The organism is Streptomyces sp. NPDC006872, assembly GCF_040635845.1.
GTDB lineage: Bacteria > Actinomycetota > Actinomycetes > Streptomycetales > Streptomycetaceae > Streptomyces.
Window position 1 is genome coordinate 687130 of sequence record NZ_JBEYIL010000003.1, and the last position, 21029, is coordinate 708158.

Annotated in this window: 19 protein-coding genes and 1 tRNA gene; 15 read left to right on the top strand and 5 right to left on the bottom strand. The window is 67.1% G+C overall.

The window, feature by feature from the left end:
- Positions 1-219: 219 nt before the first annotated feature.
- Together ABZ725_RS12115 and ABZ725_RS12120 are read left to right on the top strand one after the other, a co-directional pair.
- Entirely contained in the window at positions 220-1512 is a 1293-nt protein-coding gene (locus tag ABZ725_RS12115) for a histidine kinase (protein ID WP_358802768.1), read from the top strand.
- Positions 1509-2207: a response regulator transcription factor gene (locus ABZ725_RS12120; protein WP_358802559.1), complete on the top strand. Its 699-nt coding sequence runs from the start codon at positions 1509-1511 to the stop codon at positions 2205-2207. Before ABZ725_RS12115 ends, ABZ725_RS12120 begins: the two co-directional genes overlap by 4 nt.
- Before the next feature lie 415 nt (positions 2208-2622).
- Here the strand turns inward: ABZ725_RS12120 and ABZ725_RS12125 are convergent, their stop codons facing one another.
- Positions 2623-3039 (bottom strand): hypothetical protein, encoded by a 417-nt coding sequence (locus ABZ725_RS12125; RefSeq protein ID WP_358802560.1) that lies wholly within the window; start codon positions 3037-3039, stop codon positions 2623-2625.
- Between the two features lie 129 nt (positions 3040-3168).
- Here ABZ725_RS12125 and ABZ725_RS12130 point away from each other — a divergent pair, with 129 nt between their 5' ends.
- Positions 3169-4845, top strand: coding sequence for an HNH endonuclease signature motif containing protein (locus ABZ725_RS12130; protein WP_358802561.1), 1677 nt, complete (start codon positions 3169-3171; stop codon positions 4843-4845).
- A 473-nt stretch (positions 4846-5318) separates the two neighbouring features.
- Entirely contained in the window at positions 5319-6908 is a 1590-nt protein-coding gene (locus ABZ725_RS12135) for a hypothetical protein (RefSeq protein ID WP_358802562.1), read from the top strand.
- 772 nt (positions 6909-7680) lie between these two features.
- Here ABZ725_RS12135 and ABZ725_RS12140 read toward each other — a convergent pair.
- Positions 7681-8487, bottom strand: coding sequence for a hypothetical protein (locus ABZ725_RS12140; RefSeq protein ID WP_358802563.1), 807 nt, complete (start codon positions 8485-8487; stop codon positions 7681-7683).
- A gap of 4 nt (positions 8488-8491) precedes the next feature.
- Positions 8492-9337: a sigma-70 region 4 domain-containing protein gene (locus ABZ725_RS12145; RefSeq protein WP_358802564.1), complete on the bottom strand. Its 846-nt coding sequence runs from the start codon at positions 9335-9337 to the stop codon at positions 8492-8494.
- Between the two features lie 435 nt (positions 9338-9772).
- Between ABZ725_RS12145 and ABZ725_RS12150 the strand changes: the two genes are divergently transcribed.
- From ABZ725_RS12150 to ABZ725_RS12200, 11 genes are all read left to right on the top strand, one after another.
- Positions 9773-10042 (top strand): DUF6284 family protein, encoded by a 270-nt coding sequence (locus ABZ725_RS12150; protein WP_358802565.1) that lies wholly within the window; start codon positions 9773-9775, stop codon positions 10040-10042.
- Complete coding sequence (locus ABZ725_RS12155; protein WP_358802566.1) at positions 10039-10893, top strand: protein spdB; 855 nt, start codon at positions 10039-10041, stop codon at positions 10891-10893. Before ABZ725_RS12150 ends, ABZ725_RS12155 begins: the two co-directional genes overlap by 4 nt.
- Positions 10893-11240 carry an RRQRL motif-containing zinc-binding protein gene (locus ABZ725_RS12160; RefSeq protein WP_358802567.1) on the top strand — a complete coding sequence of 116 codons (348 nt, stop codon included), beginning with the start codon at positions 10893-10895 and terminating at the stop codon, positions 11238-11240. The genes ABZ725_RS12155 and ABZ725_RS12160 overlap by 1 nt, the downstream gene beginning before the upstream one ends.
- Positions 11240-11557 (top strand): hypothetical protein, encoded by a 318-nt coding sequence (locus ABZ725_RS12165; RefSeq protein ID WP_358802568.1) that lies wholly within the window; start codon positions 11240-11242, stop codon positions 11555-11557. Before ABZ725_RS12160 ends, ABZ725_RS12165 begins: the two co-directional genes overlap by 1 nt.
- Before the next feature lie 2 nt (positions 11558-11559).
- Complete coding sequence (locus tag ABZ725_RS12170; protein ID WP_358802569.1) at positions 11560-11730, top strand: pRL2-8; 171 nt, start codon at positions 11560-11562, stop codon at positions 11728-11730.
- A 63-nt stretch (positions 11731-11793) separates the two neighbouring features.
- The gene (locus tag ABZ725_RS12175; RefSeq protein ID WP_358802570.1) at positions 11794-13890 is read left to right on the top strand and encodes an ATP-binding protein; all 2097 of its coding nucleotides are present in this window, start codon (positions 11794-11796) and stop codon (positions 13888-13890) included.
- Positions 13891-14138: 248 nt separating this feature from the next.
- On the top strand, positions 14139-14447 hold the full coding sequence (locus ABZ725_RS12180) for a hypothetical protein (RefSeq protein ID WP_358802571.1): 309 nt from the start codon (positions 14139-14141) through the stop codon (positions 14445-14447).
- A gap of 16 nt (positions 14448-14463) precedes the next feature.
- Positions 14464-14793 (top strand): hypothetical protein, encoded by a 330-nt coding sequence (locus ABZ725_RS12185; protein ID WP_358802572.1) that lies wholly within the window; start codon positions 14464-14466, stop codon positions 14791-14793.
- Between the two features lie 88 nt (positions 14794-14881).
- Positions 14882-15787: a bifunctional DNA primase/polymerase gene (locus ABZ725_RS12190; RefSeq protein WP_358802573.1), complete on the top strand. Its 906-nt coding sequence runs from the start codon at positions 14882-14884 to the stop codon at positions 15785-15787.
- A 355-nt stretch (positions 15788-16142) separates the two neighbouring features.
- Entirely contained in the window at positions 16143-17690 is a 1548-nt protein-coding gene (locus tag ABZ725_RS12195) for a YfjI family protein (protein WP_358802574.1), read from the top strand.
- Between the two features lie 689 nt (positions 17691-18379).
- The gene (locus tag ABZ725_RS12200; protein ID WP_358802575.1) at positions 18380-19885 is read left to right on the top strand and encodes a LacI family DNA-binding transcriptional regulator; all 1506 of its coding nucleotides are present in this window, start codon (positions 18380-18382) and stop codon (positions 19883-19885) included.
- A gap of 122 nt (positions 19886-20007) precedes the next feature.
- Here ABZ725_RS12200 and ABZ725_RS12205 read toward each other — a convergent pair.
- Both ABZ725_RS12205 and ABZ725_RS12210 read right to left on the bottom strand, forming a co-directional pair.
- Positions 20008-20081 (bottom strand) — tRNA-Pro (locus ABZ725_RS12205).
- Between the two features lie 42 nt (positions 20082-20123).
- On the bottom strand, positions 20124-20909 hold the full coding sequence (locus ABZ725_RS12210; RefSeq protein WP_358802576.1) for a Pr6Pr family membrane protein: 786 nt from the start codon (positions 20907-20909) through the stop codon (positions 20124-20126).
- Between the last annotated feature and the right edge of the window lie 120 nt (positions 20910-21029).

Consider the following 21029-nt stretch of genomic DNA (forward strand, 5'->3'; position numbering starts at 1 on the left):
CGGCTGCGTGAACGCTAGGAGCGGGCCCGGCCCGCACACGTCCGCCGCCCGAACCCATTGCGGTACCGCGCTGGGTTGAGTCCCGGCAACGTCATCCCTGCGATGTAGGCGGGTGGTGTATCCGGTGCGGTGGGAAATGACCACCGGGACGGACGCCACGGGTCCGCGGGGCGGCGAGAATGATCCGGTGATGATCCAGTGACGGACATACGTACGACGCTGGAGCGGCTGCGGGAAGCCGCCCGCCGGACGGTCCGCGACGCCAGGCTCCCGAGCGGTCCACCGCTGCGACTCACCCGGGGCGCCTGGCAGTTCGACGCGTTGGTGGCCCTGGCACTCGGAATCGCCACCGTCTACTACGGCATCGACAATGCCAACAACGTGGTGGTGCGTGAGATCGCACCCGGCGTGGAGTACGTCATTCGGCGCCCCTCCGGACCCGGCGGCCTGGCCTTCATGGTGACCCTCGCGGTCATCGCCTCGGGTGCCCTGGCGCTGCGCCGCCGCTACCCGCTCGCCGTGCTGTGCATCGTGACGGCCGCGACACTGGCGACACCGCAGAGCGTCATGCGGCTGACCTTCTACGCGTATGTCATCGCCGTCTACAGCGCCGCCGTGTACAGCCCGTACCGGGTGGCGACCCTGACGGCGCTGCCGGTGTCGGTCGTCCTGGTCGGCACCTCGGGGAACTCGGTGACACCGATCGTCCCCAACGAATACATCGCCCTGCTGATCCTGGTCCCGATGGCCGTGGCCGCCGTCGGCCTGCGTACCTGGAAACTCCGGACCGACGAGGGCCGCACCCGGCTCTCCGCCCTGGAACGCGAACAGGCCGAGGCGCTGCGCCGGGCCGTCGAGCACGAGCGAGCCAGGATCGCCCGCGAACTGCACGACGTCGTCACACACAACGTCAGCGTGATGATCATCCAGGCGGGCGCCGCCCGCAAGATCATGAAAACCTCCCCCGAGGAGGCCGACGAGGCGCTGCTCGCCGTCGAGTCGGGCGGGCGAGCGGCCATGACCGAGCTGCGCCACGTCATGGGACTGCTCACCATGACGGACGAGGGCGAGGGGACGGACGAAGGCGCGGACCTCGCCGACACGACGGCGGTGCCGGCCCCGCAACCCGGCCTGGACCAGCTGGAAACGCTGGTCGGACGGGTCCGGGACACCGGACTGCCCGTCGACCTGACCGTGACCGGCCCGCCCCGTCTCCTCCCGCCCGGCCTCGAACTCGCCGCCTACCGCGTGGTCCAGGAAGCCCTGACCAACACCGTGAAGCACGCATCCGGCGCCACCGCCGCCGTGACCGTCGAATACGGCCCGCAGCGGCTCCGGGTGGAAGTCACCGACACCGGTGGACACCCGGGCGCGGGCGCGCCCACCGGAAACGGCCGGGGCCTGATCGGCCTGCGCGAGCGCCTCGCCGTCCACGACGGAACCCTGAACACCGGCCGACGCCTGACCGGCGGCTACCGTGTGGAGGCCCTGATCCCCTTGGAGACACCGTGACCGAGCCGCTGCGGGTGCTCGTCGCAGACGACCAGACCCTGGTCCGCACCGGATTCCGGCTGATCCTGCGCGCCGACGGCATCGACGTCGTCGCCGAGGCGACCAACGGAACCGAAGCGGTCGAAGGGGTCCGCCGCACCCGGCCCGACGTGGTCCTGATGGACGTCCGGATGCCCGAGATGGACGGCCTGGAGGCCACCCGCCGCATCCTCAGCGGCGCCCCCGACACCCCTCGCGTCATCATCCTGACCACCTTCGACCTCGACCGCTACGTCTACGCCGCACTGTCCGCCGGGGCCAGCGGCTTCCTCCTCAAGGACGTCACCCCCGAGCAGCTGACCGCGGCCGTCCGCACGGTCCGTACCGGCGACGCGCTCCTGGCGCCCGCCATCACCCGCCGCCTCGTACAGCGGTTCGCCCAGCACGGCAGCGACACCGCCGCCCTCCACCGCGACCTCGCCTCGCTCACCCCACGCGAACTGGAGGTCCTCGGCCTGCTGGCCCGAGGACTGAGCAACGCCGAACTCGCCGCCCGCCTCCACCTGGCCGAGGCGACCGTCAAGACGCACGTAGCCCGCATCCTCGCCAAGCTCGGCCTCCGCGACCGCGTCCAGGCCGTCATCGTCGCCTACGAAACAGGCCTGGTCAGCGCAGGCGCACACGAGACCGCCCTGCAGCCCACCGAGCAGACATAGCCGGAAGCCGAGAAGCGGGATCACTAACCGGCCGCAACATTCGGTTCGGCTCCGCGAACAGGCCTCCACTCCGGATGGCTGACGCATGCTGCGACGACAACACCAGAGGGCCCTCACCTACCCGGTAAGGGCCCTCTGATCTGCTACTCAGCTGTCGGGGTGGCGGGATTTGAACCCACGACCTCTTCGTCCCGAATTAGGCCCTGGAAGATCACCTAGCTGTGTTCTCGGCCAAATGCGCAGGTCAGAGCTTCGGGAAGCATCGGTCTCCGTTGGCGCCTCAAGGGTTCCGACGCAAGATCATCTCCAGGAATTCTCCAAGACCCGCTCACGCTCACTGCGCGCGATGCAGGAACCGGCGTGTGGTCCCCTGGCTGCACCCCGCCACCGCGTGAGGCACCGCGAGCCCCAGAGGCTAGGCCCTTCTACGTGGGACTGGAACGGCGATGTAGAGCTGCCGGAGACCGTGCATGGCGGCATGGAACGCAGCCGCGATTTCGCGTGCCTTCTGCTCGGTGTCGATCTCCCATATGGAGATGTAGTCAGGTGAAACGTTGGCCTGCGTCACCGTGCCACCAGATACCAGCACTTCAACTGCGGAATGTAGGACAGCTGCTGCCTGCTCCGGGATGGTGGGCCCAGTGCTGGAAAAAGCGTCAAGCTCCACCTTCCAGCGCGATCCCTGACGAGCGATGCACACGAAGATCGTGTCGGCGGACTTGGCGCTTCTGTAGGCCGCTTTGTGAGCTTCCGGTTTGGTGCAGTCGGGGATGAGTGCAGCGGGGAGAGGCGTTCCAGGCGTCGGCATGCTGACATCGTCGCAGGCGCTCACGCCGTTAATCAGGCGAACACCCGCCATCGCAGCCGACCCGACGCCGCCTCCAGGGGCCGTCGATGACCTGAACTGAGAGCTCGCAGCCGGCCTAGAGGCTGTGTCAGTGCCCTCATCTACGGTGTGACCATGGCGCCTTCCGAGATCACACGCGCGGGGATCCTGCGAGCGATTGCTGAGCACGACCGACTTGGGACGGAGGCCTTCCGTGCCGAGTACCGCTTCCATGCGGCTGCAACGTACCTGCTCGTTCACGAGGGGCGGCAGTACGACTCGAAGGCCATAGCCGGTGTTGCCCACTTGTACGACTTCGGCGTAGCACTGAAGCCCTCGTCCCCTGGGCTCAGCGGTGGTCTCAAGCACGCGGTGGCTTGGTTGAGGCGGGAGGGCTTCACCGTTGTGGAGCCGCCCAAGACCTTTCACCGTCGTGTGGGAGACGTGCGGCCAGCACGGCGCGCAGCCGGCGCACCATTGCACCGGCCCGTGCTTCTCCTGTGGGCCATCGGGCAGGCTGTGGCCGGCGCCCCCCGGATGCGATCGTGGTTGGCTACGCGCGATGCCGTGGCCCCGCTCTTGGAGAAGTACGCCCAGGTTGATGACGGCATGGACGGCGCGCGATACCCGTTTTGGGCACTCGTGCACGATGACTTGTGGATCGTGGATCGCGCGGAGGATCTCGTCCTCACCAGCCGCGGGCGGCGCCCCACTCCGGAGTCCCTGAACCAGGCCGACCCTGCCGGCGGCCTCCGAGAAGACGACTACGAGCTGCTGCAATCGCACCCTGAAGCCGCGGCCTCAGCCGCAGCCGGCCTCATTCTGCGCCACTTCTTCCCGCTGCCGCCCGACCTGTTGAACGACTTCGGGCTGCACGACCTGCTCGCCGGCAGGTGGGCCGACGCTCTACGCCCCCAGCTCGGTGAAAGCTTCAAGGACCGAGATGCCATCTGGCGCGCCTATGGCGGCCAGAAGATGGCAGGCATCGGCTGTACCGCCGACGGCATCCTGAGTGCCTTCTCGGACGACAAGGGGCCGTACGCCGATGGCCGCATGCCGGATACAGACTGGATCGCCTACGTCGGAGACGGGCTCTCGGGCGACCAGAAGATCACCGACGGCAACGAGCTCATGGCCGAGTATCAGTCGGCCGGCCGCCCTCTGCGCTACTGGCACAAGCCCTTCCAGAAGCAGTTCAGCTTTGAGACGTGGGCCGTCATCGTGCAGCGCCGGTTGAGATGGGGCGTCGGGAAGGACAAGCAGTGGCGCCGGGAGTTTCTCTGGGTACTGGCCCCCGTGCCCTCGCCAGAACGCGATACGTGGCCGGCGGATGTTCTGGAAGCGCTCGAGGCTGACACAGGCGCCTTGCACGACGACACAGGCGCCTACCGCCCGAGTGACCTAGACCCGGAAGCACGGGATGCCTCGGAGAGCGACAAGGACGCTTACCAGCGACTGACGCAGAACGCAGAAGCCAACGCCGAGAAGCGAGGACAACTGAAGAAGCCTTCACTCGCTGACCGCTTCGTACGGGACCCCAGCGCAAGGGCGGCAGTTATCCGACGCAGCAAGGACAACTGCGAGAGCCCCGAGTGCGCCGGCCACCCCAAGGAACGCACTGCGGCGGGCCAGCCGATCTTGCAGGTCGACCACGTTGAAGACCTGGCCAAGGACGGACCTGACATCCCCTCGAACATGATCGCCCTGTGCCCCAACTGCCACGCCCTCAAGACCTACGGCGTCAACAAGGACAAGCTTCGCCGGCTCCTCGCTGCCACCGCCCGACGCCTGCACACAGAAGCGCTTCGATAGCACCCAACCTTCTCCCTCCCGTGAGTGCCACGAGAGGGAGAAGGCTTTCAAGACCGATCTGTCGGTCGTCGCTCCAGAACTGTGACCTCGCCATTCTCCAGCCGACACCCAGTCAGGCGGGGGAGTTGGCCACAGGTTGGCCAAACGTCCCTCACCGGGGCCGCGGTGGTGCCAGGACGGATGCTGCAAGTTGAGCCGCCGGCGCATCCGCCACTCACCGGACGCCTCCGCCAGTCAGTCGGGATGGCAGATCCAGATCGCCAATCAACTTGAGCGCAAGCGGTGAGAGCGACCATGTCAACTCGTTCAACAACAAGCAAAGTTGACTGATCCGAACTCCTGACGGTGCACGCAGACGGCAGTAGCATGAGCGCTTCGTCACACCTTTTTGGGGAGGCCGGATGCGGTCTAGCGGTGGTCGTGGATCGAACTTCAGCATCGGTGGAGAGCAGGCAGAGGCAGACCCTCTCCTCATGGAAGCGTTCTACGAATCCGACGACTACCGGACTGTTTCCTCGAAGGAGGACCCGCGCTGTTTCGTGATCGCTCGCACGGGGAGCGGAAAGTCGGCCTTGCTACAGCGACTTCAGGAAGAAAACCCCGATCACGTCGTTCGTGTCGCACCTGAAGACCTATCGCTTAGTTACATCACAAATCTTGGAGTTATGCGTTACCTAGACGAGTTGGAGGTTAGCCTCGATCCTTTGTTCATCGCACTATGGAAGCACGTGCTGCTTGTTGAACTAATTCGACACCGATACAAGGTGGATTCCCCTACGGCAAAAGCAAACTTCCTCTCCACTCTGCGAGAGAAGATCAAGCGGGACCCCGGGAAGCGCCAAGCGCTAGATTACCTTGAGGAGTTTCAGGATCGCTTCTGGGTTGAAGCTGACGAGCGAGTAAGAGAGATCACAGAAAAGTTCGAGGAGAAAATCAACAAGGAGGCTAAGGGATCCCTAGGACTTTCTGCGAATGCCACGGGGACCGCGACGGCAACCATTGGCAGTGGATCAGCCGACAGCTTTTCCACTGAGACTCGGCGCGAGCTAACTGATCGATTCCAGCGGATCGTCAACGAAACCCAAATGGCACGACTTAATAAAATGCTTAAAGTTCTCGATGAGGACATCCTCGACAGTCGACAAAACTTCACCTACGTTGTAATTGACGACCTTGATCGAGACTGGGTGGACGAGAAAATTGCGAATTCACTCATCCGCTGCCTTTTCAGGGCAGTCTTGGATTTGCAGCGAATTCGTAATCTGAAGGTAATCGTCGCACTCAGGACGAACATTTTCGAGAATTTGGACTTCGGGCACAGGACTGGTGGCCAGGAGGAGAAATTCCGTTCGCTATCCTTTCACATGCGCTGGGGTCCTGCGGAGCTCCGCGACCTAGTCAGCAGCCGGATGCGCGTAGCGTCTGCTAAGCAAGGCGCACAGAGCATCTCCATCGCCGATGCTCTTCCTCGGGTAAATACCACGCGAGGTGACGCTTTCGATTACATGCTCGCCCGAACCCTGATGCGCCCTCGGGACATTATCGCGTTCGTGAACGAAACGTTCGCGGCCTCGTCAGGAAATGAAAGGGTTTCGTGGGAGGACATCAAGAACGCGGAGGACTCGTACTCGTACAAGCGCCTTCTGGCCCTGCGAGACGAATGGAAGATGTCCTATCCTGACATCGATCGCGTTTTTTCTATGTTCAACGGTGCTGTCGTTCCAATGTCGCAGGATGAGTTCACGCGACGGGTTGAGGACGTCGCTCTTCTGCCCGCCGACCCATTTTTCCGGGGAAACGAATGGCTCGCCTCCTTCACCTCTGCAATGTGGAACAACCCAAGCGGATCCTGGTCTGACTGGTATGGCCCCCTGGTATCCCTGCTATACAATATCGGATTCATCGGCTGCATGACTGGTGGCCAAAGCACCGTTCGCTACGTGCGAACCTTTCCCGAGTTCGCTGAAAGAGTCAGCAATCTCGAAGCGACAGTCGGGTTTGTAATCCATCCGACATTTCAAGCGGCCCTAGATATCCGTTTGGACGGCCTTCGCCAGGCATGATGGGGCCCGCTGCGCATCCGGTTGCACCTCAGAACAGATGGGCGCGCTCATGGATCCAATAAACGACCGCGATGGACGTGTACGCGCATGGATGACCCAAGATGTTATCTATAACGCACGAGGTGAAGCGGTTGCCTTCATACATGAGAATCGCATCGCCGATTGGCGCGGGCGATACGTGGGAACTTTCGGGAACGGCTTTTTTTGGGATCTTCGAGGCAAGGCATTCGCTTGGCTTGTCGGGGCATCGGGTGGTCCCGCAACCCCTGTTCAGGCCATCTCGCCGTCACCGCCGGAAACCCAAGACCCTCCGCCTCGACCACAGTTGAGAGTGGCACCGACCATCCCCAAGACGTCGTTCATTTGGTCAGACATAGATTGGCCCTTTCCCTAGAGCTTTTCCCAGGGCCTCCGGGACGCCTCACCGAGCGGTTCCTCCAGCGTGCGTGGCCCTGGCCTCTTTCTACTGAACACTGGAACGGGGTAGGAGCGCAGGCCCGGCCGGGGGTTGGGTCGCGCGTGGTGAGCGGAGCGAGCAAGGTAAGGAAGTTCTTACCTTGATGCAGCGCCCGCTCTGCCAGCGGCAGAACGGGCGCACTCGCTTTCGAGGTCTGTTCGTGCTGGTCAGAGCATGATCCGCACCCGTTTAACCTCGTTCATTTCCGTCCGGCCGCCCGGAGCGTGAACCGCTTTGGACGGCTCCGGACGGGGGTGAATGAGACGGAAACTGAGACGGAGTGAGACGGGCGATCGGCGCACTGACCAGCCACTGTCACCACTGACAGAACGCTACGGCGGCATCGTCGCCGGACTTGTAGCGCGGCCACCGTTGCCCTCTGGGATCCGTGGCCTCCACCTTGCGAACGGTGTCGATCAACTCGCGAGGTCCCCCGGCCCGAAGCATCGCGAAGACTTCGGGCCAGGACGACATGCCGTAGTCCGTCACGAGGCATGCCGCACCGTCTGAGAGCAGCGCGGCGGCGCGTACGTCTTCGGCGAGGACGCTGCCGGTCAGCGCATGTTCCGCGGCTTCCGGGCTGGCGGCCGCGACCCAATATCCGGTCGCCGTATTGCGAGTCTTCCTCTGCGCGAACACCAGGTTCCGTAGGGCCTCCTTGTGTCCTGGCGTATGGGTCTCGTGCCGGGCGACTTCGGCCTTCAGCTCGGGAAGGATCCGATCCACCCGCAGGTCAGTGATCACGGAAAAGCCCTGATGGCCATCAAGCACGATGGGGGAGTCCGCCAAGACCAGGTGGTCTAGGTACTCCTCTCGCTGCCGCAAGATCGCAACCGTTGCCGAGGGCGTTCCGGGGTTGCCGAGGTCGCATTCAGGGTGAAGAGCCGCCACCCCTTCGAGGGCGTGCGCCAGACCGGCCGTGAGTGAGGTGTCCGAGTCCGCGAGCGCGGCGACAAGCTGACTGCCGAGGTTCCTCACGTACCAAGGCACACCGTGTCGACATCCGGTGTCCAGGCCCGCCGTGCTTAGTCCGTCCAGCACCACGGCGAGAGCCGGCGTGCCTGCCACCCAATCCTCATTGGGAGCCGCCCCACCGGGTTGGGTGTCGATCGCGACGCGCATGCTCTCAGCTTTCGTGTCGGTACAGCGGGGTGACGCGTCGACTCTCCAGCACTTCGAGCGTCTTCGGGTCGTAACGGCACGAAATCAGGGTGGAGAAGCGGCGCGTACGCACCTCTTTGTAGAGCTCTGCCAGGTTGTTTTCCAGGAAGTGAACGACCCCGTTCGCTCCGATGGAGTGGATACCGGCGATGTAGAGGAACGTCCCCTTCCCGTCCAGTCGGGGGAGTCGTCCCAGGTATCCGACGTCGCCGGCCGAACCTTCCTCATCCTGCGGTGACCGGAACTCCTTGCCTGCCACCTGGTCAACCAGGTGCCACGCGTGATCCTTGGCAAACCGAAGGTTGTCGTCACCCTCGAGTACCTGAGCCACGATCGGGGACAGTCGGGGGCCACAGATGACGACGTGGTTGTCCCGGTTGAGGTTGACGATCCCGGTCGGTGGGATCACCTCGTACTGAGTCTCCAACTTCATGCCGCCGAGCAGCTTGCGCACGTGCTCGAAGTTGTTGAGGTCTTCCCTGGTGACTACCTCACTCGGGTTCTGGTTGGGCCCCTTGCCCGCTTCGTACTTTCCCCCAAGCGACACCGTGACCAGGTCCGTGCCGAAGAAGGCGCGCTCTGGCGGCGGTCCGGCAGAGGCGAGCTGACCCACGCGCCCCCGACTGACCCCGAGTCGCTTCGCAATCTCGGCTTGCGTCATCCCGGATGCCTGAGCCTCTTCGATCGCCTCCCGGCGAACTCGCGACAGCTCGTTCACGTGGCTCTGATACCGCGCCATGAGGTCGATTGCAGCCTTCGCGCGGTCAACGGGGTCCGTGATCCCGGAGACCCGTTCCATGTCGTCTTGCACGTCTCTCCAATCGTTGCCTAGGGGGGCTAGTGGACTCTATCGCGAGAGGGGGTTGCGCGCAGCCTCGAGTTTGCCTACCGTACCTATCAAGCGAGACGGTAACCCCCCCTAAGCAAACCGGGGAAGGTGAGTCGTGGCTGCTTGACCTGCACAAACAGCGCCCGGAGGAAAGCCCCCGCACCACAGGGGGTGAGTACGAAGTGAGCGCGCATTGATTGAGAACTCAACAGAGTGCCGACCCAGCCGCCTGCACACGGGCGGTCGATGGGTCGCGAAGTGAGCCCGAGTGCTCACGGTCCTTGACGCCTCTCTATGGAGGCGTCAAGGGCCGTGGCTGCTCGGCCGAGCAGGCCAACAACAACGGCGAGCGGCTCCCGGGGGGCAACCCGGGAGCCGCGTTCGGGCCGTTCCACCTACCAGGGAGAACACGACCCAATGGAACACATCGTCACTGTTCAGGAGGCTGTTACCGCGTTCGCCGCCTTCATGGAGCCGACGGATGCGGAGCTGGACGCGATCGAGCTGGAGTCCCCGCTGATCCTGGCGGAGGTCGACCTCTTGGACGCGCAGATCACGGCCTTGGACCACCCCGAGAACGAGGTCGACACCCGCCGGATCCGCCGGGCCCGTAACCGGGTCCTGGCCGCTCGCCGGGACCTGACCAACCGCACCGCCGCCGCGACCGCGCCGGGTGGTGCGGCGTGAAGGCCAAGACCGCACTGCCGGCCGTCGCCATGACGGCCGTGTCGATGGTTCTCACCCTGGCCGTGGTGGTGATGTGGCTGGGCACGGCGATGCCGTGGATCGTCGCGCTGGTCGTCGGTCTCGGCATCGACGGGGGATGGCTGGCCACCCTCGCCTACGAACGCAGGCTGGCCGCGCAGGGCGACCACAGCAACGGCGTCACCGCCGTCGGCTGGGGATTCGGCCTCATCGCGACCGGCGTCCTGGTCGCCCACGCCCTGCTCGCCGAAGAGTCGTCCGGGGCCTGGCTGGCCGTCGCCTGGCTTCCGGTCGCGGCGAAAGCGCTGTGGCTGGTGCATGGGCTGTGGGAGCGCACCGCGCTCACCCCGTCCGCCCTTGGAGCGATCCGGGGCATCCAGCAGGAAGCCCGGGACGAGGCGGCCGTGGCGCGTGCCCGGCTGCGGGCTGAGGCGGGCACGGAGGAGACGCGGTTGACGGCCGTGACTCAGGCTGGGGCGCGCGTCGCCCGCGTGCAGGCCAAGACCGCCGCGACCCTCGCGGGGGCGTGGTCGACGCTGGAGTCGGCGCGTCAGGGTGCAGGTACGGGCAGGGCGCTGACCAGCGTGACGGCCCGCGTCACACCCGACGTCACACCCGCATGGGACCTGCCCGTGTGGGGCCCCACCGAGCCCGTTCCGGCCCTGGAAGCCGGCCCCGCGCTCACGGACGCTCAGCTTGACGCGCTGGTCGACGAGATCCGTCACAGTCAGACGCCGGCGCTGTCGTACCGGGAGATGGCCGTGCGGTTCCGGGCGGCCGGCCACTCGGCCTCTGAGGTCAGGTTGCGGCAGGCCTGGAAGCGCGTCGCCTGATGGCCACGCTGCCGGTGTTCCGGTGGCATCTGGCCCCGGACGGCTACGCCACCCGCCGCCAACTCCGAGCACGTGACCTGCGCCCCGGCGGTCAGGGCGTGGCAGCCCAGCTCGAACGGCCGCGCCGGCGTCGCGGCCCGCTGGTCGCCTACCTCTACCGCGTCGACCTCGCCAAGCCCGTACGGCCCATGACGCCGGCCCGGTGGGCGGCTCTGGCCAAGGCCAACGCCGCTCGCCGCACCTGCCCGCGCTGCCGGCGCGACGCCGGGTACGTCATCCCGCCGTCCCTCGGCACCTGTGTGCCCTGCGCCTACCCCGAACCCTCCGACTCCTCGAGGAGTGCCTGATGGGCAAGCCCGACACCCGCCCGCTGGACAAGGCGATTCAGCAGACCACCCGCAAGCTCGAAGCGGTCCGCAACCGTGAGATGTGGCCGCTGGACAGCCGCGAACGGCGCGCCGTCCTGTCCGGACTCGCCGGCGGCTCCTACCGCGTCCTGCGGGGCGAGACCCCGACCCGCGCGGAACGCAAGCTGGAAACCGCCTGGAGCTCGGCGGAGACCCGGCTGATCGCGGAGATCGCCGCACTCACGACCGAGCGGCAGCGCGTCGTGAACGAGCACGCCAAGGCCAAGGCCGCGAAGAAGTCCTCCGGGTGGTGGTGAGCATGGCCGCCGCGCAGACGCCGCCGGGTCAGTGCCCGCAGTGCTGGCAGCACGCCCACGACCGCCGCGCACACCGGCACCTGAAGCCCCGCGAGGACTGCCCGCAGTGCGTCGACCACATGGTCAACGGCCACCCCTACCTCGTGCCCAAGAAGCCGTCGAGGTGGTGGTGAACACGCCGCCCGTCCCCCTCTCCGTCTCCCGCCCCGTTCCCCGCAGTCAGGAGCCTTCCCGCCATGGGTGACAACGTCATTCGCCTGCACAAGAGCACCGATATCCCGGTCGTGACCACGCTGACCGTGGTCCCCGACCCGGCGCCGGCACCGCTGTGGGTGCGGTCCGGCCGCGCCGTCAAGCACGCCGTCACGCACGAGACCACCAAGACCGCCGCCCGGGCGTTCGCCCGGCACAGCCTGTACGTGGTGGGTGGGGCGCGGATCGTGGGCCGCCGCGCGTGGGACGGCCGCACGGCCGCCCGGTACGAGCGGTACATGCGCACGGCGGAAGCCGCGGGGAACATGGAACTCGCGGCTGAGTGGGAGGAGCGCGGGCAGCGCTACCGCGACGCCCGGCACCGCCGCCGCATGGACCTGCTCCACTCGCCCCTGGACGCGGGTAAGAGCGCGCTGGTCGGCACGGGCATGGGCATAGGCGGTCTGGTCGCCCTCGGCATCGTCATGGCCATCGCCACCAAGGACCTGTCCGACGTCGTCACCCCGCTCATGGCGGCCGTGGAGTTCATCAACCTGATCATCACCATCGTCTCGGTGGTGTGGGGTCCGGCCGTGACCTTGGGCCCGTTCCTGGCCCTGCTCGCGCTGTGGGCGGTCGGCAGCAAGCAGCAGGCCGCACCCCAGTGGGCGCTTCCCGCGACTGTCCGCAACGGTGAAGGCGAGCCGATCACCCCCTCGATCGTGGTCAAGGCCCTGCGCGACCTCGGAGTGCCCGCGCTGCGCAACGCCATCAAGGAGATGGGCGACGCCGGCGCGTCGATGCTGGGGCCGATCCGGATCGCCGGATGCGGGGTGGAGGTCGACGTCACGCTTCCGTCCGGGGTGTCGACGATCGAGGTGCAGAACCGTCGGCGCAAGCTCGCGGAGAACCTGTCCCGGCATGAGCACGAGGTGTTCATCACGATCCCGCAGGCGGCGCGGACGGTGCGGCTGTGGGTCGCCGACTCCGGCGCGCTGGACGAGCCGATCGGGCCGTCCCCGCTGGTCACCGACGAGACCATGACCGCCGACTACGCCAAGGGCCGCGCCCCGTGGGGTCAGGACCTGCGCGGCGATACCGCCGCGCTCAGCCTCTACCAGCGGCACCTGCTGATCACGGGCCTGTCCAACCAGGGCAAGACCGTCGCCCTGCGCTCGCTGGCCTTGTGGCTCGCGCTGGACCGGTCGGTGGAGTTCTGGGTGGGCGACCTCAAGGGCGTCGGCGACTGGAACATGTTCGACGGCCTCGCCGCCCGCCTCATCCAGGGGCCGACCGACGAGCACGTGATCGAGGTGACCGAGATGGTCGAGGACGCGGTCGAGGAGATGAACCGCCGCATCCAGGCACCGCCCGGCACTCAGTTCCCCGCCCTGATCGTGATCGTCGACGAAGCACAGATGGCGTTCATGTGCCCGGCCAAGGACGAAGAGCGGCGGCCCTACGGCGGCTCGAAATCCAACTCCCGGTACTTCATGGCCGTCCGCAAGATCCACAACCAGGGGCGTGCGGTCAACGTCCTGATGTGGCAGGGCACCCAGGACCCCACCGACCAGAACCTCCCCAAGCTTGTCCGCGAGGGCGCCCACACCCGCGCCTCGCTCGCCCTGGGCACCGAGTCCCAGGCCCGCATGGCACTCGGAGACAAGGCCGTCGACGGCGGCGCCGCCCCCAACCTGCTGCGCCCCGGCCTGGATCAGGGAACCCTGGTCCTCGCATCCTCCGGCATCGCCATCCCGGCCGGGCAGGCGTCCATCACGGTGCGCACGCACTACATCGACGACGACGCAGCCAAGGCCATCACCGACCGCGCCCGGGCCCTGCGCGACGGAGTCACCACCCTGCACGCCATCGACCGCGGCGAACAGCGCGACCCGCTCGCCGACATCGCCACCGTGATCGGTGACGCTGCTCGCGTCCTGACCGCCGACGTCCTCAAGCGACTGTCCACCCTCAACGCGGACGCCTACGGCGCGTGGACGCCCGGCGACCTCAAGCGCGTCCTCGAGGACGCCGGCGCGGAGCCCTACAAGTCTGACGGCCGCATGGTCGTCGGCCGCGACCGCGTCCACCGCGCCCTCACCAACCGCGACACCGAGGGTTCCGCTTCCGCCGACGGATGAAGGGAAGCGACCCCCTCCCGGGCCAGGGAGGCAGGGAGAACTCCCTGAACCCCTCCCTGACCCGGATCCCTGGCCCTGACCTGCACTGATGATCCATCAGGGAGGCAGGGAGGCACCCCAGGTCAGACCCCTGAAACCCCCTCCACAGCCCATCTGACAGGGGGTGTCTCAGCCTCCCTGAACTGCCGAACCGGTGGATTCCGCATACGTCCTGCTCGTACCCGCCGCATGCCCTCGTAGGAGGAGTCGTGACCCGCTTAGACCCGCTCGGGAACCTCGCCCCGCACATCCCCGCCGACGCCTACCGCCGTGCCCAGGCCACCGGCCAGCCCGTCGTGATCGTCGTCCACACCACCGATCACGCCGGCCGCCCGCTGAGCCACTACCTCTACCCGCTCGCCGTCGCCACGGCCGGCGCGGTCGGAGTCTTCGCCACCGTCGCCGCCCTGCTCGCCTTGCTCGACTTCGCCGTCCACACCGCCGTGCAGATCGCCGCCGCCACCGGCCCGATCAGCGTGGGCGGGATCAGCCTCAAGCTCTTCGGCTCCAAGCGCTGACAGGAGACCACCACCCATGAACCAGCCCCACACCACTCACGCGCCGTTCCCGACTCCGGAGCAGGCGTACGCGGACGCCCCCAGCATCTTCGACGAAATCGGCTGGACGGTCCGCACCCTCGCCGCCCGGGAGTGCTTCACCGCACTGGACCGGGAGTTCTACCTGCGCAAGGCGGCCCTGCTCGACCGCATCACCCTGCTCGGCGAACCCGACAACCCCGGTGAGACCACCGAAACCGCCGTCGCGGCGGCCCTGTACCTGCTCGACCTGGATCAGCCGGCCGTGACCTGCGACCCGCGCGCCTACGTCCGCCGGCAGTACCTCTACTGGGCCAGGAACAACTAGCTACGCCAAGGGCGACCCCCCAATTCCGCCAAGAACACGGGGTCGCCCTTGCCCACCAGCACCCTTCACAGGACTGGAGACAACCAGCATGACCCATGACGCCCGTTCCGCGCTGCTCCGCGCAGCGCTGGACGCCGCCGAACGCGGATGGCACGTCTTCCCCCTGCGCCCCGGCACCAAGCGGCCCGCCCTGCACGGCGAGCAGTCCTGCCCCGGCACCGGCCCCTGCTCGAGCAGGCACCGCAAGTGGGAGGAGCGCGCCACCACAGACCCAGACCGCATCCGCGCCACCTGGTCCCACGGCCCGTTCAACGTCGGCATCGCCACCGGCCCTTCCGGGCTGCTGGTCGTCGACCTGGACGTGCCCAAGGACAAAGGCAGTTCGGACGCGCCTGACGGCGCGGCAACCTTCGGGGCGCTCTGCGAGCGCGCCGGCCACGCCGTCCCCACCACCTACCGCATCCGGACCGCGAGCGGCGGAACCCACCTGTACTTCACCGCCCCGACCGGGGCCCACCTCGCCAACACGGCCGGCACTGTGGGCGAGTTGGTCGACACCCGGGCATGGGGCGGATACGTCGTCGCCGCCGGATCCCACACCCCCGCCGGACCCTACGAAGCGCTGTGCGGCCCTGTAGCGGTCTTACTGCCCGCATGGCTCCAAAGCATCCTGCAACCCGCCCCCAGGACGCCTCAGACCCCCTCAGTGGCCTTACCGGGGCAATCAAGCAGATATACGGATGTAGCGCTCACCGCCGAGGTGCGGAACGTCGCCACGGCTCAACCGGGTTCGCGGGAAGCAGTGTTGTTCCGTGCGGCGCGAGCACTTGGGCGGTTCGTCGCGTGGGGCGACCTCCCCCGGCACACGGTTGAGCAGGCTCTTCAGGGGGCGGGGGAGGCGGCCGGACTGTCCGCGTCCGAGTGCCGCTCGACTCTGCGCAGCGCTCTGGACTGGTCCGTAGCCCACAACCAGCGTTGCCGGGCGACGGCATGAGTGCCCGCCGGCATCCCCCTCTGAAGAGCATCACCACCACCCCGGACGGGCCGAACGCCGCTCCACAGCCTGTGGACACGCCGGCTGTGGGCGAGCCGAAGGGTGTCGCCGAAGGCGTGCCTATTGCTGTTTGCCCTGACCCGCGCAGGGACGACGGGCGCCGCCCCGTGGCTTGGCTCCACATCACCGCACCGCCGTCCTGGAGCGTCACCCCCTCCGCCCGCTCCTGGTGCACCTGCGGTTACGAGCGGCAGGCCATCGGCCGCGCCGCCGTCCTACAACTGATCGCCGCTCACGGCGAACACCGCACCTCATGCCCGCTGTTGAACCCCGCTTCGGAAGGCAGGGCCGCCGCATGACCACCAACGACGCAGGCGCGGATCTGTGGGAAGGGTTCGAGCACATCGAACCCGAGCAGATCACCGGCCCCGCCTGGGACGAACCCGTCCCCCTCCGTGCCCGCCCGCCGCTCCCGACCTTCCCCGTGGACGTCCTCCCCGACTGGTTGGGCGGCATGGTGCGCGGTGTTGCCGAGGAGACCCAGACCCCGGCGGACCTTGCTGGATGCCTGGCCCTGGCGGTTCTCGCCACCGCCGCCGGCGGGCGGGTCAAGGTGTGCGTACGCGGTCACTGGCGCGAGCCCGTGAACATCTACACCGCCATCGCCCTGCCCCCCGGCAACCGCAAGTCCGCCGTCTTCGACCTCATGGTCAAGCCGCTGCTCGACGCGGAGAAGGCCCTGATCGAACTCTCCGGACCCGTAAGGGCGGAGGCGGAGACCCTGGCGAGGCTAGCCAAGTCCGCGGCCGAGAAGGCCGCCGGCAAGGCGGCCAACGCAGAGCCCGAACACCGCGACACCCTGACCGCCGAAGCCGTCCAACTGGCTCAGGATGCCGACAAGATGAGGGTTCCCGCCGAACCGCAACTCGTCGCGGACGACGTGACGCCGGAGAACGTCGGGACCCTGCTGGACGAGCAGGGCGGGCGCATCTCCTGCCTGAGCGCCGAAGGGGAGCTGTTCGACATCATCGCCGGCCGCTACACGGGCAAGCCCAACATGGGCATGTTCCTCAAGGGCCACGCGGGAGACATGCTCCGGGTCAACCGGCAGGGCCGCAGTGCCCAGCACGTCGACTCGCCAGCGGTCACGATCGGCCTCGCGGTGCAGCCGGAAGTCCTGGACGCGCTCAGCCGCATCGACGGAGCAGACGGGCGCGGGCTCCTCGCCCGCTTCCTCTACTCCAAGCCCCTGTCCCTGGTCGGCTCCCGCAGCCTGACCCCCGCCCTGCTGGACGAGCAGGTGGCCGCCACCTACGCCAAACACCTGGCAGGTCTGACACTCGCCCTGGCGGACTGGACCGACCCCGCTCTCATCCAACTCACCCCCGAAGCCGACGCGGTGCTCCTGGCCTTCCAGAAGGTCACCGAGTCGCGACTGGGTCCGGACGGGAGTTTCGCACCGATCGTGAAATGGGCATCCAAACGGGACGGCGCCGTGGCCCGCATCGCCGGACTCCTGCACCTCGCCGCTCACCCCGAGGACGGGTGGCACAAGCCCATCGAAGCGTCCACCATGGCCGCCGCGACCGAACTGGGCGACTACTTCACCGCACACGCCCTGGACGTGTTCAGCGTCATGAGCGCCGACCCCGCCCACGAATCCGCGGTGACCGTCCTTGCCCAGCTCGTCTCCAGCAACCCCGCGCAGTTCACCAAGCGCGAGCTGTTCCGGATGCTGCGCCGGGCAGAGTTCCCCGCCATCGGCGACCTGGACCCCGCCCTGGCCCTGCTCGAGGAACACGGCTGGATCCGCCAGCAGCCCCCGCCCCCGCGCACCGGTCGCGGCGGCCGGCCGCCCTCGCCTCGCTACGAGACCCACCCGCGCATCGCACGCGGAGCCTGACAGAACCCCCAGACCGCTGACAGAACTGACACAACCCCCCGCACAAGCCGTTGACCTGCACGAACGACCATGATCGCGATTTTGACAGAACTGAATTAAAACTCGACAGAACCCCCGGCAGCGCCGCCGGGAGTCCTGTGACAGAACCTCCCCCGGCGAGGTTCTGTCAGCAATTAATTCAGTTCTGTCAAAGATCCAAAACGCACTAAAATCGCAGGTCAGCGGCTTGCGGGCGAGGTTCTGTCAATTCTGTCACCGAATCCCGCTTCCTCGTGAGGAGTCACCGCCACATGAGCGCTCCGCGACTGGAACCCCCGGCACTTCCCCCTGTCTACCTTCCTAGCGACATTGCCAAGGCTCTCCACTGCTCGGAGTGGTGGGTGAAGGAACAAGCCCGCAGGGGACGCATCCCCTTCACCAAGCCCGCAGGGAGCTACCGGTTCACAGCCGAGCACTTCGCCGAGATTATGCGCATCTTCGAGAGCCGCCCCGCCGAAAGCCATGTCGCTCCTGTACCAGCCAAACAAGCACCACGGCACAGGGCGACCACAACGGCGGCGTCCGTCACCTCCCTGAAGGCAAGGACGCCGCGCAGGGCGCAAGGCGGCCAACCGCACTCCAGCGCAGCCTGATTCTGCGTGCCGCCCGGCTCTTCAGCCGGGCGGCACACCCGTTCATAGGAGAACAAGGTGGGTTATGCCGAGAACCTCGGCAGCTACTGGCGCGGCCGGTACAAGGTCGCGCCCGGCAAGTACGCCACTGTCCGCGACGCCGATGGCGATGCCATCCGCTTCCGGACCAAGGCCGCGGCAAAGAAGGCAGCTGACGCCGAAGAAGCGAAGCTGTTGGCCGGAACGAAGAAGGCGCCTCGTGAGCGGATCACCTTCGGTGCCTACGTCAACGGGTGGTATGCCGCGCAGGACTTGGCGGCATCCACCATGCAGAACTACCGGCGGCACATCGAAGAGCACTTGCTCCCCGCATTCGAGGATGCCGCCGTTGCCGACATCCTGAGCACCGACATTGCAGCTTGGGAGAAGCACGAACGCGCGGTGCCCTACGCGGCATCCAGCGTCAAGACGTGGCGGGCGACACTGCACCTGATCCTTGCCGACGCTGTTGACGAGGGCCTGCGCGACTCCAATCCGGCAACCAAGCGCCGCGGACGGGGGAAGCGTGCCGGCCGCTCACGTAACCGTGGCCCGGAGAAGGCGGTCACGACCGCACTTGGTACGCTGCTGCTCGCCGAGAGAATGGCGCTGCTGTCCGGCCGCGACGACGAGTTTGTTGCCGGCATCGTCAAGGGCTACACCGGCATGCGCTGGGGCGAGATCGTTGGCCTTGAGCCCGAGTTTGTCCGACCGAAGAGCATCCGCGTGGAGTGGCAGCTCTATGAACTGGACACGGGTGAACTGCACCGCTGCCCGCCCAAGGACGACTCCTACCGCGACATCGACATGCCGGACTTCCTTGCCTCACTGCTGGCCAGTCACATCGCCCGGACGAGACCGAGGCCTTGCGAGTGCCACGGACTGGCCTATGTCTTCCGCGGCCATGGCACCGCCAACGGGTCCGTAAGTCGCCCCGGGGCGAAGCTAGTCGATGTGGCGCGCCGCTCTGGCGTATCGACCGGCACCGTCTCCAACGTCCTCAACCGCCCGGACGCTGTGTCGGAGCCAACTCGTCTGAAGGTGCTGGAAGCCATCAGTGATCTCGGGTACATCCGCAACGCAGCATCGGGGGAGTTGGCTGCTCACTGGCGGCGCTCCGGTTTTGCCACGTGGCTCTTTCGACCGGCCGCGACAGGGCGGTATCCCGGGCGAGGCAGTCAGGAAGAGCGGCCAGTGCCTGTGGTTGCTGAGCCGTGGCCTGGCATCCCGGCACGCGGGCGAGGAGCCTCCAAGCGGGCTGAGACGTGCTGGGTGCCGATCGCCCCGGGGCTCACTCCGCACGGCTTGCGCCACACTCACAAGACCCTGATGAGGGAAGTGGGGACCCCGCCAAAGCTCATGGACGAGCGCATGGGTCACGAGGACGGCTCCGTCCAGTCGCGCTATGACCACATCACGCCAGGCATGCGGCAGGCGCTCATGACCGCACTCACCGGGATGTGGGAGGAAGCACTGGACGCGCGCCGGACCATGAGTCTCGGCTCGCCCGTGACCGCTCTGGATGCGCTGCTTAAAGCTCGCTAGCAGCGCGCTGATCCGGAGACAGATTCCAAGATCTTCTCCAGGATTTCTCCAGAGGGCTTCTGGAGAACGAGGCAGGCCCGGTGCTGATTTCTCAGCACCGGGCCTGACCTGGTGTTTCACTGTCGGGGTGGCGGGATTTGAACCCACGACCTCTTCGTCCCGAACGAAGCGCGCTGCCAAGCTGCGCTACACCCCGATGTCGCTGCTTGTGGTGCTTGTCGCGGCGACGTCGTTTACTTTAGCCCACCGGTGGCTGGAGACGAAATCCGGTTTTGGCACGGTGACTGATCAGGTTGGGGCGGACGTGGTCGAGGGCCACGAGGAGTACCGCGAGGGCGTAGAAGGAGAGGCCGAGGAGGAGCGCGTTGGCGAGGGCGTGCTTGTAGCCGTGGGCCTCGGCGTCGAGGAAGGGGTAGAGGTAGCGGCCCGGTGCGCCGGGGTGGATCAGCCAGGCGCGGGTGAACGAGAACGCCAGGTAGACCACGGGGTAGAGCATCCACGTCGCGGCCCGGCGCAGGCGCATACAGCCCGGGGCGGTCAGCAGCAGCCAGTCCAGGACGGCGGCCACCGGTGTCACGGTCTGGAGGAGATGCGTGGCGACCAGGTGCCAGCCCGTGGGGGCGGTCGTCGTGCCGGTCACCGAGAACGGGGTGGCCGCGTCCGCCAGGAGCAGGTGGTACACCAGGCCGGTGATCATGGCGTAGAGCAGTGCGGCACCGGTCAGGGCGGCGGGGAGGGGGCGGCGGGCCGTCCACGCGCGGCGCGCGGACAGCAGTGTGACCAGGGCCAGCAGGATGTTGGCCTGGATCGCGAAGTGGCTCAGGACCCGGAGCGGGCTGCCGAGCAGGAAGGCGAGCGTCACGCCCGATGCCGCCGTCCCGGCCAGTAGCAGGCGGAGCGCGGCGGCGAGGCGGCGGCGTGCGGGGGCCACCACCGCCGAGGCGGGGACGGAGGAGAGCAGGAGCGCATGGGTCCGCGGAATCGCGGGCAGGTCCGGGATGTCCCTGGGTATCGGCGCGGTCATGCCTTCAAGCTAGGCAAGTGCGACAAAGGGGGCGAGGTGGGTGGGCCGTTCGGGGGATGGCCCGAATGCGCCTCTTCTCTCCCGCCTCTCCTCTCCCGCCGCTCCCCTTTCTTTCCGCTC

Bases quoted from the DNA above. Each gene is read 5' to 3' on its own strand.
- ABZ725_RS12185 (WP_358802572.1), top strand. From the start codon at position 14,464: ATGAACCAGCCCCACACCACTCACGCGCCGTTCCCGACTCCGGAGCAG.
- ABZ725_RS12175 (WP_358802570.1), top strand. From the start codon at position 11,794: ATGGGTGACAACGTCATTCGCCTGCACAAGAGCACCGATATCCCGGTC.
- ABZ725_RS12150 (WP_358802565.1), top strand. From the start codon at position 9,773: ATGGAACACATCGTCACTGTTCAGGAGGCTGTTACCGCGTTCGCCGCC.
- ABZ725_RS12140 (WP_358802563.1), bottom strand. From the start codon at position 8,487: ATGCGCGTCGCGATCGACACCCAACCCGGTGGGGCGGCTCCCAATGAG.
- ABZ725_RS12210 (WP_358802576.1), bottom strand. From the start codon at position 20,909: ATGACCGCGCCGATACCCAGGGACATCCCGGACCTGCCCGCGATTCCG.
- ABZ725_RS12160 (WP_358802567.1), top strand. From the start codon at position 10,893: ATGGCCACGCTGCCGGTGTTCCGGTGGCATCTGGCCCCGGACGGCTAC.
- ABZ725_RS12130 (WP_358802561.1), top strand. From the start codon at position 3,169: ATGGCGCCTTCCGAGATCACACGCGCGGGGATCCTGCGAGCGATTGCT.
- ABZ725_RS12195 (WP_358802574.1), top strand. From the start codon at position 16,143: ATGACCACCAACGACGCAGGCGCGGATCTGTGGGAAGGGTTCGAGCAC.
- ABZ725_RS12170 (WP_358802569.1), top strand. From the start codon at position 11,560: ATGGCCGCCGCGCAGACGCCGCCGGGTCAGTGCCCGCAGTGCTGGCAG.
- ABZ725_RS12135 (WP_358802562.1), top strand. From the start codon at position 5,319: ATGGAAGCGTTCTACGAATCCGACGACTACCGGACTGTTTCCTCGAAG.
- ABZ725_RS12165 (WP_358802568.1), top strand. From the start codon at position 11,240: ATGGGCAAGCCCGACACCCGCCCGCTGGACAAGGCGATTCAGCAGACC.
- ABZ725_RS12190 (WP_358802573.1), top strand. From the start codon at position 14,882: ATGACCCATGACGCCCGTTCCGCGCTGCTCCGCGCAGCGCTGGACGCC.